Source organism: Pseudomonas sp. NPDC077451 (genome assembly GCF_044543345.1).
Taxonomy (GTDB): Bacteria; Pseudomonadota; Gammaproteobacteria; order Pseudomonadales; family Pseudomonadaceae; genus Stutzerimonas.
The window spans coordinates 121094-136280 of sequence record NZ_JBITVX010000008.1 but is presented as its reverse complement, the minus strand read 5'-3'; the positions used below and the strand labels follow the sequence as shown (position 1 = coordinate 136280).

11 protein-coding genes are annotated in these 15187 nt (G+C 60.5%); 4 read left to right on the top strand and 7 right to left on the bottom strand.

All coding sequences use genetic code 11. The features are described 5' to 3' along the window. Window positions 1-65 precede the first annotated feature (65 nt). From ftsX to ftsY, 3 genes are read right to left on the bottom strand one after another with little or no spacing between them, the layout of a single operon-like run. On the bottom strand, window positions 66-1076 hold the full coding sequence (gene ftsX, locus ACIGHL_RS14470; RefSeq protein ID WP_128120409.1) for a permease-like cell division protein FtsX: 1011 nt from the start codon (window positions 1074-1076) through the stop codon (window positions 66-68). After that, window positions 1073-1744, bottom strand: a complete 672-nt coding sequence (ftsE, locus tag ACIGHL_RS14465) for a cell division ATP-binding protein FtsE (protein WP_045423654.1) — start codon at window positions 1742-1744, stop codon at window positions 1073-1075. Before ftsE ends, ftsX begins: the two co-directional genes overlap by 4 nt. Then, entirely contained in the window at window positions 1741-3093 is a 1353-nt protein-coding gene (gene ftsY / locus ACIGHL_RS14460; RefSeq protein WP_128120410.1) for a signal recognition particle-docking protein FtsY, read from the bottom strand. Before ftsY ends, ftsE begins: the two co-directional genes overlap by 4 nt. 239 nt (window positions 3094-3332) lie before the next feature. On the opposite strand from ftsY, the gene ACIGHL_RS14455 reads away from it, so the two are divergent. The 4 genes from ACIGHL_RS14455 (at window position 3333) to ACIGHL_RS14440 (ending at window position 7937) form a co-directional block, all read left to right on the top strand. Continuing rightward, entirely contained in the window at window positions 3333-4685 is a 1353-nt protein-coding gene (locus tag ACIGHL_RS14455; protein ID WP_128120411.1) for a M16 family metallopeptidase, read from the top strand. Then, window positions 4678-6237: a M16 family metallopeptidase gene (locus ACIGHL_RS14450; protein WP_128120412.1), complete on the top strand. Its 1560-nt coding sequence runs from the start codon at window positions 4678-4680 to the stop codon at window positions 6235-6237. The genes ACIGHL_RS14455 and ACIGHL_RS14450 overlap by 8 nt, the downstream gene beginning before the upstream one ends. Next, a complete protein-coding gene (gene rsmD / locus ACIGHL_RS14445; protein ID WP_128120413.1) occupies window positions 6237-6836 on the top strand; it encodes a 16S rRNA (guanine(966)-N(2))-methyltransferase RsmD in 600 nt (199 codons plus the stop codon). Before ACIGHL_RS14450 ends, rsmD begins: the two co-directional genes overlap by 1 nt. 114 nt (window positions 6837-6950) lie before the next feature. Then, entirely contained in the window at window positions 6951-7937 is a 987-nt protein-coding gene (locus ACIGHL_RS14440) for a hydrolase (protein ID WP_128120500.1), read from the top strand. Here ACIGHL_RS14440 and ACIGHL_RS14435 read toward each other — a convergent pair. Genes ACIGHL_RS14435 through wecB form a run of 4 tightly spaced genes read right to left on the bottom strand, consistent with a single transcriptional unit; the run spans window position 7927 to window position 15132 of the window. Then, window positions 7927-8721: a DUF4434 domain-containing protein gene (locus ACIGHL_RS14435; protein ID WP_128120414.1), complete on the bottom strand. Its 795-nt coding sequence runs from the start codon at window positions 8719-8721 to the stop codon at window positions 7927-7929. The genes ACIGHL_RS14440 and ACIGHL_RS14435 overlap by 11 nt on opposite strands. Before the next feature lie 35 nt (window positions 8722-8756). Further along, entirely contained in the window at window positions 8757-11759 is a 3003-nt protein-coding gene (locus tag ACIGHL_RS14430; RefSeq protein ID WP_128120415.1) for an NfrA family protein, read from the bottom strand. Further along, complete coding sequence (locus ACIGHL_RS14425) at window positions 11759-13945, bottom strand: glycosyl transferase family protein (protein ID WP_128120416.1); 2187 nt, start codon at window positions 13943-13945, stop codon at window positions 11759-11761. The genes ACIGHL_RS14430 and ACIGHL_RS14425 overlap by 1 nt, the downstream gene beginning before the upstream one ends. Then, window positions 13942-15132 carry a non-hydrolyzing UDP-N-acetylglucosamine 2-epimerase gene (wecB, locus tag ACIGHL_RS14420; protein ID WP_128120417.1) on the bottom strand — a complete coding sequence of 397 codons (1191 nt, stop codon included), beginning with the start codon at window positions 15130-15132 and terminating at the stop codon, window positions 13942-13944. Before wecB ends, ACIGHL_RS14425 begins: the two co-directional genes overlap by 4 nt. Between the last annotated feature and the right edge of the window lie 55 nt (window positions 15133-15187).

Genomic DNA, 15187 nt, shown 5'->3' with positions numbered 1-15187 from the left:
GCATGAGACTGCAAGCCTGTGGAAAAGTTTCCTTACAGCAATCGAAAACCATATAAATCAATAAGTTAGCGCGGAGAAAGCTCGCTCAAATGCCTAGCAACCGCAAGCCAAGCGCCTATGTAACCCAGCAGCACGGCTCCTAGCACAAGTGACAGCCCATCGTCGGCTGGTACGCCCGCCAAACCGAAATCACTGCCATACAAGCCAGCCAATCCAATGACCGCCTCGTTCAACCAGGCGAGCCCATAGGCGAGCAAACCCCAGGCAATCAGGCCCGCCCCCAGCCCGTACAAAGCACCCATGTAGAGAAACGGACGCCGCACGTAGCCGTCGGTTCCGCCGACTAGTTTGACCACCTCAATCTCGGTGCGGCGGTTTTCGATGTGCAGGCGAATGGTATTGCCAATCACCAGTAGCAGCGTGGCGATCAGCAACAGGCTAAGGCCGAACACGAACCGATCACCCAGTTTGAGAATGGCGGTTAACCGTTCGACCCATAGCAGGTCCAACTGGGCCTGCTCGACCTCGGGCAACTCCGACAAGCGTTGGCGCAGCGCCTCGAGGTTATCGCGATCAACTTCGTTAGGCGTCACCAGGATCACACCGGGCAACGGGTTTTCCGGCAGTTCTCGCAAGGCCTCGCCAAGCCCCGACAGCTGCTGAAATTCCTCCAGCGCCTGTTCTCGGCTGATCCAGCTGGCTTCGGACACGTCCGGCATCGCCAGGATCTGCTCGCGAAGCGCTTGCCCCTGCGTCGCATCCACATCCAGCTGCATGAACAGCGAAATCTGGGCTGCCCGCTGCCAGGAGCCACCGAGCCGCTCGACATTGTCCAGCAACAGCGCCAAGCCCATCGGCAAGCTCAACGCGACCGCCATGACCAGACAGGTAAAAAAGCTACCGATCGGTTGTTTGATCAGCCTGCCGACACTATCGACCACGCTGGCCCGGTGGCTTTCCACCCAGGCATGAAACAAGGCTTTGAAGTCCGGTTCGTCGCTTCTGGGCTGCTCGGGCTTGTTGCGTACACCGCCCGCGCGTTCAGCTGGGTTCGGATTCTGCTCGGGTGCGCTCATCGGGTGGCCTCTCCATCGCCGATCAATCGACCACGCTGCAGTGTGAGCATGCGATGACGCATACGGGCGATCAGCGCCAGATCGTGACTGGCAATCAGCACGGTGGTACCGAGACGGTTGATGTCTTCGAATACGCCCATGATTTCGGCTGCCAGCCGCGGATCGAGGTTACCGGTCGGCTCGTCGGCCAGCAGCAACGCCGGGCGGTGCACCACGGCGCGGGCGATACCGACGCGCTGCTGCTGGCCCGTAGAGAGATCGGAAGGGTACTGCAGTGCTTTGTCCTTGAGACTGACACGCTCCAGCGCGGTCATTACGCGTTGGCCAATTTCGCGCTTGTTCAACCCGAGGATTTGCAAGGGCAATGCGGCGTTGTCGAAAACGGTGCGATCAAACAGCAGCTGATGGTTCTGAAATACCACACCGATCTGCCGGCGGAGAAAGGGAATCTGCGCATTGCTGATTCGCGAAAGGTCCTGGCCGGCCAACAGCAGCTTGCCACTGCTAGGTCTTTCCATCGCCAGCAGCAAGCGCAACAAGGTGCTCTTGCCAGCTCCGGAGTGACCGGTGACGAAGAGGAACTCACCGCGCTTCACGTGAAAGGAAAGTTCGTGCAATCCGACGTGGCCGTTGGGATAGCGCTTGCCCACCTGTTCAAAACGAATCATGACGAGGCTCCGCCCGTCCCTTTCTCGGCGAACAAGGCATTGACGAAGGCATCCGCCTCGAAGGTCCGCAGATCATCAATGCCTTCGCCGACGCCGATATAGCGGATAGGGGTGCCGAACTGCTTGGCCAACGCAAAGATCACACCACCTTTGGCGGTACCGTCGAGTTTGGTCAGCGCCAGGCCTGTCAGCTCGACCGACTGATTGAACTGTTTGGTCTGATTGATAGCGTTCTGACCGGTTCCGGCGTCGAGCACCAGCAGCACTTCGTGCGGCGCAGAATCGTCAAGCTTGCCCATCACGCGACGGACCTTTTTCAGCTCCTCCATCAAATTGTCCTTGGTATGCAGGCGCCCGGCGGTATCCGCGATGAGCACGTCAATGCCTCGGGCCTTGGCAGCCTGCACTGCGTCGAAGATCACCGAAGCGGAATCCGCACCCGTGTGCTGAGCAATCACCGCAATGTTGTTGCGCTCACCCCAAATCTGCAGCTGCTCGACTGCCGCCGCACGGAAGGTATCGCCTGCGGCCAGCATGACTTTCTTGCCTTCCAGCTGCAGTTTCTTCGCCAACTTGCCAATGGTCGTGGTCTTGCCAACGCCGTTTACACCTACCACCAGGATCACGAACGGCTGCTTGCTGCTGTCGATCAGCAACGGTTGCTCGACAGGCTTGAGCAAGCTGGCCAGTTCTTCCTGCAAAGCCTTGTACAACGCGCCGCTGTCGGCCAGCTCCTTACGCGAGACTCGGCGCGCCAGGTTCTGCATGATGGCAGTGGTGGCCTCTACGCCGACATCCGCAGTCAGCAGGCGAGTTTCCAGCTCGTCGAGCAGGTCATCATCGATGGCCTTCTTGCCCAGAAACAGACTGGCCATGCCTTCGCCAATGCTGGCGCTGGTCTTCGACAAGCCTTGTTTGAGCCGGGCAAAGAAGCCCAATTTGGCGGGCGCTTCTTGTGCGGCTGGTGCAGGTGCAGGTGCAGGTGCAGGTTCGACGGCAATCTCAGCGAGGATTGGCGACTCGGGCACTTCTTCAGGATGGACAAGCTCCGGCGCAGGCTCGGGCTCTGCCTCCGGCTCAATCTGCAATTCAACGTCCGGTTTAACGTGCGCAGGCTCGGGCTCCGCTTCGGTAGCCTCAGGCTCAGAACGCAAGGGCTCTTCGGCCGTCTCTACCTCGTCGGGCAAGGCAGTATCGGGCTCATCGGCGAACGGCTGGCTGTCTTCCAGCGGCTCGGCAGGCGGCGGTTCGGCCCCTGGGGTCTGCGGTTTCTTGCGAAACCAGCCAAACAAGCCTTTTTTCTCGCCAGCCTCGGCCGGCGCCTTCTTATCGTCGTTGGAACCAAACATGGAGAAGATTTTCTCAAGAGGGCGATACGCCGGCGGCCATGCCACCAGCCAGACGGGCGCTATCCTAGCACTGCGCATCGGCCTGCGCTAAGCGTGGCCATCCGCCCAGTCTTCTGCGTTGGCAAAGCGAGCTTTATATGCCTTTGCCCTGACACAAGGGCACCAGTACCATGGCCCGCGTGTCCTCACCAGCCGGCATTATCGCGGGCGGGATCGATCACTGAACGAGCCTTTCTCCTATGCCTTTGATGCTACGCCGCGCCGCAGCCCTGCTACTCGGCACTTTATACCTTCCGCTGGTGATGGCTGCCGAAGCCCAGCCCACCCACGAATTCTTTCTGGATAACGGCCTTAAAGTGATCGTGCGCGAGGACCACCGGGCGCCGATTGTGGTCTCCCAGCTCTGGTACAAGGTCGGCTCCAGCTATGAGTCACCGGGGCAGACAGGCCTGTCCCACGCGCTCGAACACATGATGTTCAAGGGTAGCCGCAAGCTTGGCCCAGGCGAGGCCTCTCGCATCCTTCGCGAACTGGGTGCCGAGGAAAACGCTTTTACCAGCGACGATTACACCGCTTATTACCAGGTCCTGGCGCGCGATCGCCTGGCCGTGGCGTTCGAATTGGAAGCCGATCGTCTGGCGAGCCTCAAGTTACCGCCTGAAGAATTCGAGCGCGAAATCGAAGTGATCATGGAAGAACGCCGGCTGCGCACCGATGACAAGCCTAGCGCGCTGGCCTTCGAGCGCTTCGAGGCCATGGCCTACCCTGCCAGCGGCTATCACATCCCGACCATTGGCTGGATGGCCGACCTCAAGCGGATGACCATCGAAGATCTGCGCACTTGGTACGAGCGCTGGTATGCGCCCAACAATGCGACCCTGGTGGTGGTCGGTGACGTCACGGTGGACGAAGTCAGGACCTTGGCCGAACGCTACTTCGGGCCGATCGAGAAACAGGACGTGCCGAACGCTAAACGTCCCCTGGAACTGGACGAGCCCGGCGAGCGCCGGCTGCGCCTGCATGTGCAGACTCAGGTACCCAGCCTGATCATGGCCTTCAACACACCGAGTCTGGCCACCAGCGAGGAGCCGAGTCAGATCCATGCGCTGCGGCTGATCAGCGCGCTGCTCGACGGCGGCTACAGCGCACGTCTTCCCCAGCAGCTTGAGCGCGGCGAGGAGCTGGTGACCAGCGCCTCGGCTTGGTACAACGCCTACGCCCGCGGCGACACACTGTTTGTTCTGAGTGCTGCACCAAACATGCAGAAAGGCCGAACGCTGGAAGAAGTCGAGGCGGGCCTCTGGAAGCAGCTGGAACAGCTCAAGCAAACCGCGCCGTCCACCGAAGAGCTGGAGCGGGTCCGCGCGCAGGTCATCGCCGGATTGGTCTACGAGCGCGACTCCATTACCCAGCAAGCCACCACCATTGGCCAATTGGAAACCGTTGGCCTCTCCTGGCGGCTGATGGACGAAGAGCTCAGCGCTCTGGAAGCCGTTACCCCAGAGGACATTCAGGAAGCCGCCCGTACCTATTTCACCCGCTCTCGCCTGAGCGTTGCCCATGTTCTACCCGAGGAGTCCAGCGATGAGTGATCGCCACCTGTTGCGTCGCGGCCTGCTCGGCCTGGCGCTGGCGTCCTGCCTCGGCCTGGCCGCCTGCACCGAAGAAGCCAGCCACGCCGCCGCATCGATCCCGGTTCCCACCGAGGAAACCGTCGCCACACCGTCCGAATCCGGACAGGCGATCGCCAAAGAGGCTGAAGAAGCTGAAGAAGCTGAAGCAGCCAGCACTCAGCTCGAGTCCTTGGCCGAGCTCGGCGACAAACCCTTGGCCCGGCGCGAATTGGACATCCAGAGCTGGCAGACCGATGGTGGCGCCAAGGTGCTGTTCGTCGAGGCGCACCAGCTGCCCATGTTCGACCTGCGTCTGACCTTTGCCGCCGGCAGCAGCCATGATGATGGGGTGCCCGGCCTGGCAATGCTGACCAATGCCATGCTCAATGAGGGCGTCGAGGGCAAGGATGTCAGCGCTATCGCCGAGGGCTTCGAAGGCCTTGGCGCGAATTTTGGCAACGGTTCATACCGCGACATGGCGGTCGCCAGCCTGCGCAGCCTCAGCGAGCCGGCCAAGCGCGAGCAAGCGCTACGTCTGTTCAGCCAGGTCGTGGGCAAACCGACCTTTCCCGAAGACTCGTTGCAGCGAATCAAGAACCAGGTCCTGGCCGGCTTCGAATTCCAGAAACAGAACCCAGGCAAGCTGGCCAGCATCGAACTATTCGAACAGCTGTATGGCGATCATCCCTATGCCCACTCCAGCGAAGGTACGCCCGAGTCGATCCCAGGCATCAGCGTTGCGGAGCTGCGCGCGTTCCATCAACAGGGTTATACGGCCGGTAATGCAATAATCGCGCTGGTTGGCGACCTCAGCCGCGAGGAGGCCGAAGCCATCGCCGCGCAGGTTTCCGCAGCGTTGCCTCAGGGCCCGGCCCTGCCGCCTCCGCCCTCGCCAAGCGAGCCAACCGCCGGCACCCAGCACATCGAGTTCCCCTCCAACCAGACTCATCTGATGCTGGCGCAGCTGGGGATTCCGCGTGGCCATCCGGATTACGCCGCGCTGTATCTAGGTAACCAAATCCTCGGCGGCGGTGGCTTCGGCACTCGCCTGATGGAGGAAATCCGCGAAAAGCGCGGCCTGACCTACGGTATCTATTCAGGCTTCAGCCCGATGCAAGTCGCTGGTCCCTTCATGATCAACCTGCAGACCCGCGCTGAGCTGGCTGAAGGTACGCTGGAGCTGGTTCAGCGACTGGTTGCCGACTTCCTGCAGAACGGCCCGACCAGCGCTGAGCTTGAGCGCAGCAAACGCGAAGTCGCCGGCAGCTTCCCGCTGTCCACAGCCAGCAACAGTGACATCGTCGGCCAGCTGGGCAGCATCGGCTTCTATGGCCTGCCGCTGACCTACCTTGAAGACTTCATGCAACAGGTCCAGGCGTTGTCGGTCGAAGACGTCAAGGCTGCGATGAACAAGCATCTGAGCCCGAACGACTTCGTGATCGTCACCGCGGGCCCGCAGGTTGAGCAGAAGCCGCTGCCACCGCCCAGCACGAAGCCCCTCGAACAACCCAGCAGCGTTCCGGAGCATTGATGGCCAATCCACCCCTCCGTCCCTCCGCCCATGGGGGCCAGGGCCAGCTGCGTATCATCGGCGGTGAGTGGCGCAGCCGACGCTTCGCTTTCCCCGACGCCGAAGGCCTGCGACCGACCCCTGATCGCGTCCGCGAAACGCTGTTCAACTGGCTCGCACCTTATCTTTCAGGCGCACGGGTATTCGACCCCTACACCGGAAGTGGCGCACTTTATCTTGAGGCCCTGTCGCGCGGTGCCAGCATGGCCCTCGCGCTGGATGTAAACGCCAATGCCATCGCCAATCTGCGCAAGCACCTGGACACGCTCAAGTGCGGCCAGGGCCAGTTGCTGCAAAGCGACGCCCTGCGCTATCTGGAAACCCAGAACCCGACCCCATTCGACTTGGTGTTCCTGGACCCGCCGTTCAACAAGAACCTGTTGCAGCCCACCTGCGAGCTGCTTGAAAACAGGGGCTGGCTGGCCAAGCATGCCTGGGTCTATACCGAGAGCGAAGCCGCCCCCTCCAGTCTTGGCCTACCTTGCAACTGGCGCCTGCACCGTGAAAAGCAGGCGGGCAAAGTGAACTATGCGTTGTGGGAGCGCAGCGGCGCAGACTAAGCCTCAGAGCAGCGCTCTTCTGGCCGGGCAAAGCCGGCCAATGATACGGACCCGCATTGCAATCGAGCCTGGGTGACCATGCCCACCATTCCTGATACCAGCGCCGCACTCGAAATGGATCGCCCCTTCGCCCCGGCCAGGTGGCTGCCCGGCGGCCATCTGCAAACGCTATGGAACCCGTTCTGCCGCCGTACGCCTCTGCTGCAACGCCGCCGTGAGCGGCTGTGGCTCGCTGACGGCGATTTCATCGATCTCGATTGGCATGGGCCGCATGAAGCGGACGCACCGCTCGTACTGGTATTGCACGGCCTGACCGGCTCATCGAGCTCACTCTACGTGCTCGGCCTGCAACAGGAGCTGGCGAACCGGAACTGGGCAAGCATCGCGATCAACTGGCGAGGCTGCTCGGGCGAGCCAAACCTGCTGCCGCGCGCCTATCACTCCGGTGCAAGCGATGATCTGAGCGAAGTCATAGCTCATCTACAAGCCTCGCGGCCACTGGCCCCGCTGTATGCCGTGGGCTACTCGCTCGGTGGCAACGTGCTGCTCAAATACCTCGGCGAAACCGGCCAGGCAGCACCGCTGCAAAAAGCCGTGGCGGTGTCCGTGCCGTTTCGCCTGGACCAGTGCGCCGACCGTATCGGCGTCGGCTTTTCGCGGGTGTACCAGGCGCACTTCATGCGCGAGATGGTGGCCTACGTGAAAGACAAGCAGCGCCTCTTCGCGAGCAACGGCGATGATCTCCATCTCTCGGCACTGCAGCGTCTGGGCTCGTTGGAAGGCATGCGAACCTTCTGGGATTTCGACGGCCGCTTCACCGCCCCACTGCATGGCTATGCCGATGCAACCGATTACTACCGCCGCGCCTCAAGCCGCTACTTCCTGCCCGACATCCGCATCCCAACGCTGCTGATCCAGGCCGAAGACGACCCCTTCGTCTTCCGCCACAGCGTGCCCGAGCCTGATGTGCTATCCGCAACCACCATTCTGGAACTGCACAGGACCGGCGGGCACGTTGGCTTCGTCGAAGGCTCGCCGCTCAAACCTTGCTATTACCTGGAGCGGCGAATACCGGAGTGGCTGGCAGGCGCTACCGGCTAGCCCTTGGGAAAGCAGCGCCCCACGGCATATAGCGCAACGAAAAAACTGCTGACGGGTGGCACGACGAATAACGCTGTGGATCAGCCGGAACGGCTGTAAACGGCTCATTACCGACACTAGTTCGTCTGAACGCTTCACTAACGATTCCCGTCTCGCAGGACAAGGCCTGCACGTACGCCGTTCTCACCAGCGTTGGCAATTCCGCGACCCCAACGCCATCCTGCCACCAGACCATCGCTCCGACGCTATGCAGCTCATCCAACCACCGGGCGTTTGCGGCAGGGGCCAGCTGGCCGGTGCTATATGCGCTTAGTTGTAACGGCTGCTGCAGGTGCTGCATTAGGCCGTTTAGTTGTTCGAGTAGATCCTTGCGACGATCCTGATCGTTAAACGTCCGGTCAGACAGTTCGGCAGGGAGGTACCACGCATCGGCGACCACGCCCTCGCTTAACAATAGACGCTGCTGTAAAAGTACTTGATCGAACAGCTCTATCCAGTAGCGCGATAGCCCAGAGAGGTCGTTGAGGCGAGAAAAATAGTCAGGGTCTTGATAGAGCCCCACCACAAGCCCAAGCCCTGCCTGTCGTGCCTGGCGCAACGCGTTGCGCAGCCAACCATGATCACCACCGAAATCCTCGTCGCCATAACGAGTCCATTGAACGATAACTCGATCAAATCCGTGCGCTTTGCTCTGCCGCCAGATTTCAGTCCACTGATCCGGCTCAACAACCGCATCGTTGGTCTGGGGTTGGTAGAAAAGTGCATCAGCAGCCACGCCGCGCATTACACAACTCAGCAGAATGCCAATGAGCAACCGCCTCACAATGCCAGCTCGATGCCGATCTGCAGGCCGTTGGCACGCTCGTATAGGTTCCCGCCCAGAGCCTGCTGATACTCCACGCTCATGCTCAGCCGGCGACGGTAGGCGTTATAGCGGTCATCATCGAACCAAAGCTGCCAACGCAGGCCCGCGCCGACTCGCAGATCCTGTTGGCGGTCCTGCTCGGTGCCTTGGCCGACCAAATAGGGGCCAAGCGTCTGGGCTGAGGAGGTGGGCAACTTGAATGCATGACCACGAGTGAACCTCGTGACCAGCAAGCGCTCCGACTCGTCCACCCACCAAGCGGCGTCCATGTACAACGAACGCTCCGGCCAGTGGCTCTGGTCCACGCGCCAATCATTGCGATACTCACCCTCATCGAGGAAGGAAGCACTGGCGCGAAGCATCAGATCATTGTCAGCCACGCGTTTGTCTTCCCTAAAGAGTTCGCCGTAGAGATTCAGATTGATCGACTGGAACGGCATATAGCGCAACCCTACCCCTCCGCCAATCGTATCCAGCGCATCACCGTCCTTCCCGGCCCCCATGATTCGACCGTAAGCCGAGAGCCTATTCGCAAACGGGCTGTCTAGGGGGTGATCCAGAAGGACGCCATGGGAAAACTCATCGTTCCGACGCTGTCCTGCGCTGCGTCTTACGCCATCTGGCGACCAGCTGGTAGCGAGACTGATGCGATTGCGGCGCTCCAGGCTCTCGTGTTGCCGCCGCGCTGCGAAACGCTGAGTTTCCTCTGAAGCCTCGACAGACAACAAGTCGATGCTACGGCGCAGTTGCGCGCGCGCTTCTTCGAGTTCTCCCGTCTCGATGAGGCGAAAGGCAAGCGCCTGCGCCAGATCGGTATTCTCCGGCAACAACATGGCAGCCTTGCTAAGCGGAGCAACCGCCTGGGCACGTTCCGCGGGTGTAGCTGCGGCGGCCAGGCGCATCCCATATTCCTGCAGAAACAGGCCGTTCTCCGGGGCGAGTTCGGTCTCGCGACGCAGCCATTGCATCCCGAGCTCTTCCCGGCCAGCGCGGAATGCAACCACAGCACCCTGATAGTAATCTGCTGGCTGCTCACCCAACGCCTGCGCCTGACGGTATCGCTCCAGAGCTTGGTCGTCACGTCCACGGGCTTCGGAGATCAAAGCGCCCATTCTCCAGCCTTCCAACGTGCGCGATCGCGCGTCTTGCCAATGCTGCTCCGCGGCATCCAGATGACCGAGTGTCAAAGCGACACGAGACAACGCGAGACGCGCTTCGATGTCGAGTTCGTCAGCCGGCATGGAGCTCCACTGAGCATAGGCATCCTCAGGAAGCCCAGCCGCGGCTAACGCATAGGCCAGTTGTCCCCGGCTCTGAATGTCCCCTGCGCCGGCCGCGAGCTGGAGATAGACCACAGCCTGCCCAGGCTGCTGGGGAAGCGAACAAACACCCAGCGCACGCAATTCTTCGACGTCGGTCGGCGCGTTGACCGTCAACTGCGCAAGAACGCCACAACGCGCTTGCGCCGCAAGCGCCCCGTACAGTCGACCACGAGCCGAAGGCGGCAACTGCCTGGCGAACTCATCGAGCTGCGAAACTTTCAGATCGGGGGCCTGCACGTAGAGGTCAACCAAGCGACTCAACAGGGGCTCCGGCAATTCGCCGCGACGCTGCCAAACATCCGCGAGAAAAGCACGTGCTTCTGCCGGTCGATCCGCCTGCAGCCACAGGAAACTGGCCAGATCGGCCGAACGGATCTCTCCTGTCGCGCGGTAGTGCTCTCGCCATTCGCTTGCCGCGGCATTCTTGTCACCGATGGACTGAGCAATCTGCGCCAGTCGAGCAGTGCGTCGTGGTGACGGTGCCTGCTGCTGCAACCAGTCGCGGGCCTTCGCAAACTCGTTACGGGCCAGCCACCGTGCCAGCAGGTAGTCCTGCCGCTGCGTGTTCCACGGCTCGGGCAGGATCGCCGACATCAGTGTATGTTCCGCCTCAAGGCGCTGAGCCAGAATGAGCCAATGGCGCGGATCTATTGCTGGGGAACAGTCACCAAGCGCCTCGCGGGCCAGCTGTGGCGCCGCAACCGATAGCCACTCGATCGATTCCAGACATGGCCGATCCAAACGGACGGCCAGCTCCGTGGCCAAGGCCACGTCACCGTCGTCACGAGCAGCCTGTAGCAGCAGCGCCCGCTGCGGCATCGAGAGTGCTTGGGCTCTTTCCAATGGCAGGAGCAGCTGTTTGGCCTGCTTGGCCTGGCCTTGCCCTATCGCCCGCTCGGCAGCCGATACCCTTAGGCCAGCTTCATCCTCGCTCGACGGAGCGGACTGCAGATAAGCGGGCAATCTGTCGTTGTCGGTCAATACATAGGCGAGGCCAAGACGACGCCAGCTTTCGGCCGGCAACACCCCATCCGCAGCCAACGGCTCCAAGTCGCTAATTACCGCCATCCATTGCTCTGCCTGCTCGGCGAAGACCGATCTCTCTAGCAGAGCGGTAACGGTCAGCTCGCTGGCCGGTCGCCCCTGCAGCCAACGAAGGGCAGCAATGGGACCGTGCAGTTCATGCAACCGCTGTGCATAGCTTCGCAACACCTGCTCGCGCTGAGCTGCATCTGCTCCCTCAGCCAACCACCCTTCCACAATCGCGGCCGAGAGATCTCCCTGGTTGATCCAGTTCAAACGCAATGACTGCACAAGCGCAGCCTGATCCCCTGGTGGCAAGGAAGCCGCCATATCCAGCGCTTCTTTGTACAGCCCTTGCTGGTCAAGCGCTTGCACAACTATCACACGCGCTTCGATGACATGCGGAGAGATCTCATCGAGTACGTGGCGCGAAAGCTTCTCTGCCTCGACAGGCTCATCGTTACGAAGCGCCTGATAGGCCTTGTCGATGAACGGGTAGCTGCGAAAGCGCTGAACCTCGCTAACCAAATTGCCTTGCCCAGCTAGAGCTGAAATCGGCCCGAGCAGCAGCGCCATCGCAATACTCTTCACTACTGATTGAGATACCCTCATCACGCATGCTCCATCAGCAATTCAAACCCGGCCCGCTGCTCCGCCCGCTGCTCTTTCAGAGCGCTCTGGATTACCGCCTCGCTGACCAGACCACGTCGGACAAGAGAAGCGCCCAAGCTCTCCTCCTCCGGTTCGAAGTCGATCAGCGCTTGAGCCATAAGCGTACTCGACAGCATGCCTACTTCTTGGATCACGTCACCGAGCAGGACTTGATGTCGACATACTTGCTCGATGAGCTCCGGGTCGTTGCGGCGTTCGGCGAGCTGTTCGATCAGCTCGCGAGAGCTGTCCGTTGTATGGCGCAAGTACCAATAGCGCAGCCCGACGGTCACCCTTCCCTGGGGAGCAATCTTGCAGATGATCTTCCGGCCCAGCTGGCGTGACATGGCGCCGAGGCTCACCTGACTCAGCTCGCGCTCGGAGGCGATGACAAGCTTTCCATCAAGCTCCGCGATCGGTAGAACCGAGTAGCGCAACGCTAATCTTGCAGGCAGCTGCTCGATGAGTTGCGCGTCGATAGTGAAAGGGTTTAGCGGTATCCATTCAAGATCAGCCTGCGCGGCCAGGGCCTGCGCAAGTTGGAGGCTATCAATCCATCCGCGCGCCAGCAGCTCCCGGCCGATTCGCCGATGCCGGGTAGATATCAATGCCTCCTCAAGCTGCTCGGCCGTGATAGCGCCAGCACTGAGCAAGCGACGACCGATAGGCTCGCGGCGCGGCGAGTCCACCAATGCGGGGAACTCATGCAACGTTTTGTCCCAGGCGACTCTCCTGGAATCGCCCATCGCCAGCACCTGCTTGAGCGCTCGAAGGTTGGCAAAGAAGTTGACCCAATTACTCCAAAGCGTCCTTGGCGCTGCGAGCGCGCCTTGCATAACCCCATAGAACGATCCTGCGAAGTAGCAACGCTGGATCAGCCGATTGAGCAGCAGTACGCCATTGACCACAAGGAGCACATGCAAGGCGGCGCTATCCCCCAAAACCGAAGGGAAATGCCACGCGTCCGGCAACATCAGGCTCACAGACCAAACAAGCAGCAGTTGCACAAAGACCAGCGAGCCCAGCAGGCCGACCGCGTTGCTGATCGCACCGCGACGGTCTCGCCACAGGAAATAATTGAGGAAAGGATGGCTGCTCCAACCCAGCGTGCGGGTTCCCTGATAAACGATACCGGTTATCCAGCGGGCTTTTTGCCGTATGGCAGTCTCCATGGTTTCCGGAAAGTGCTCTCGAACACAGATGACGCCTGCTGATCGCTTGCTAACGCCGATGTTGCGTTCGCCCAGCGGCGATAGGCGCTCATCCCGGACACTGAAGCGCGCAAATATCTCGGTCATCCCCTTGTTCTTGAGACGAAAACCGATGTCATAGTCCTCTGTCAGACTCTGTACGTCGAAGGCAATACCGTCGCCGTCCTCAAGCAACGCAACGACAGCCCGACGACTGAAGCAGGTTCCCACCCCAGCGCTCGGCACCTGGCCGACCAGCGCCTCACGCACAACAACATCCTTGCCATGGAGTTCGGCAAACTCGTCCGCATAGTGGCCAGTGGTGAAATTCCACCACCGTTTGACGTATGGATAGACCGGGACCTGGATGAGATCTTTGCGCGGTAGCAGGTAATTGAACAAACGCAGCTCGAGCGGAGAGATGACGTCTTCTGCGTCGTGCAGGATAAAACCGGCGAAATTGAGCTTGGCCTGGTTTTCAAAGCGCAATATCGCGTCGATGATGTTGTTAAGGCAATCGGCCTTGCTGGTGGGGCCAGGTCGTGCGCAGACAACCTTGTGCACGTTGGGGTAACGCATGCACACCGCGTCCACATCGGCCTGGGTTTCGGGATCGTTGGGGTAAGTACCAACGAATATCTGGTAGTTCTCGTAATCCAGTGTAGAAGCCGCCAGATGGGCCATGGCTCCAACTACTCCCACCTCGCGCCAGGCGGGAACCATGATCGCCAGCGGCTTCTCAGGTACCGAATAGAGCAGAGACTCGTCCGCTCGCTCGACGCGGCGGAAAAGACCAAGATTGCGCCACGTGGTGCGGCCCCAGTAAACGAGGTCGATGAACAGGTCATCCAGCCCCAGCACAAGCATCAAGGAGGCCAGAACCAGCGTGACCCATTTCAATGCATACAAGTAATAAGAAACAGCTTCGATTAGCAGATAGACGTAATCCGGCGTCATTCTGCGCATCCTGAGATAAGCCGCTTCCGCAACCGATCAAGGATACGTGCGCAAGCGTTGCCATCCCCATAGGGATTGTGGGCGTGCTGCATCTTTGCGTATGCCGCAGGGTCAAGCAGCAGACGCGACACTTCCTCGACTATCCGGCCCTCATCCGTACCGACGAGCCGCACAGTCCCTGCGGCCACGGCTTCGGGCCGCTCCGTGGTATCCCTCATTACCAATACGGGCTTGCCAAGTGAGGGTGCTTCCTCCTGCACGCCTCCCGAGTCGGTCAGGATTACTGCCGCCCGATCCATCAGATAAACGAACGCCTGATAGCCCAGCGGGGGAACCAGAATCAGGTTGGGCAGCCCATCCAATAGCCGATAGACCGGTTCTTGAACGTTCGGATTGAGATGCACGGGATAGATGAAGCGAACACTCGGATGACGCAGAGCAAGGTCACGAAGCGCACTACAAATACGCAAAAAGCCGTCACCAAAATTCTCCCTCCGATGGCCGGTGATCAGGACGATCCGGGCACCTTCGGGCAATGCCGCCAGTACAGGGTCTTCGGGCTTCCAGGCATGTTCACGAAGCGTCTGCCGCATCCAGAGCAGCGCATCGATCACCGTGTTGCCGGTAACGTCAACCCGAAGCGCCGATACTCCCTCGCCAAGCAGGTTATCGCGTGAAGTGGCGGTGGGGGCAAAGTGCAGCTCTGCAAGAACGCTGGTCAGTCGTCGATTGGCTTCTTCCGGCCAGGGCGCGTAGAGATTGCCGGTGCGTAGTCCTGCTTCCACATGCCCTATTGGTATCGAGCGATGGAATGCGGCCAGCGCCGCGGCGAACGAGGTCGTGGTGTCACCGTGCACGAGCACCATGTTGGGCTGTTCCGCCTCGAGTACCGGATCGAGCCGGGAAACTATTGCAGCACTCAAACCATTAAGAGTTTGCCCTGGCGTCATGACGTCAAGGTCATGATCAGGCGTGAGTGCAAACAGGCGCAGCACATCATCGAGCATCTGCCGATGCTGCCCGGTAACGCACAGACAAAGCTCAAGATCCTCTGCATCACGCAGCGCCTGCGCCAGGGGTGCCATCTTGATTGCCTCGGGCCTTGTGCCAAACACCAGCATGACTTTTGGTCGAAAGGGAGGCCTAGACGGGACCTCGCTAGACACGATCAACGAATTGATGCTCATGGTTTTCTCAGTTGTGCTTGTCTTGCGCGTATTCGGGACGAACGCAGGGAGGGGA

Coding starts and splice junctions, on each gene's coding strand:
- ftsX (WP_128120409.1), bottom strand. CDS start 1,076: ATGAGCGCACCCGAGCAGAATCCGAACCCAGCTGAACGCGCGGGCGGT.
- ftsE (WP_045423654.1), bottom strand. CDS start 1,744: ATGATTCGTTTTGAACAGGTGGGCAAGCGCTATCCCAACGGCCACGTC.
- ftsY (WP_128120410.1), bottom strand. CDS start 3,093: ATGTTTGGTTCCAACGACGATAAGAAGGCGCCGGCCGAGGCTGGCGAG.
- ACIGHL_RS14455 (WP_128120411.1), top strand. CDS start 3,333: ATGCCTTTGATGCTACGCCGCGCCGCAGCCCTGCTACTCGGCACTTTA.
- ACIGHL_RS14450 (WP_128120412.1), top strand. CDS start 4,678: ATGAGTGATCGCCACCTGTTGCGTCGCGGCCTGCTCGGCCTGGCGCTG.
- rsmD (WP_128120413.1), top strand. CDS start 6,237: ATGGCCAATCCACCCCTCCGTCCCTCCGCCCATGGGGGCCAGGGCCAG.
- ACIGHL_RS14440 (WP_128120500.1), top strand. CDS start 6,951: ATGGATCGCCCCTTCGCCCCGGCCAGGTGGCTGCCCGGCGGCCATCTG.
- ACIGHL_RS14435 (WP_128120414.1), bottom strand. CDS start 8,721: ATGCGCGGCGTGGCTGCTGATGCACTTTTCTACCAACCCCAGACCAAC.
- ACIGHL_RS14430 (WP_128120415.1), bottom strand. CDS start 11,759: ATGAGGGTATCTCAATCAGTAGTGAAGAGTATTGCGATGGCGCTGCTG.
- ACIGHL_RS14425 (WP_128120416.1), bottom strand. CDS start 13,945: ATGACGCCGGATTACGTCTATCTGCTAATCGAAGCTGTTTCTTATTAC.
- wecB (WP_128120417.1), bottom strand. CDS start 15,132: ATGAGCATCAATTCGTTGATCGTGTCTAGCGAGGTCCCGTCTAGGCCT.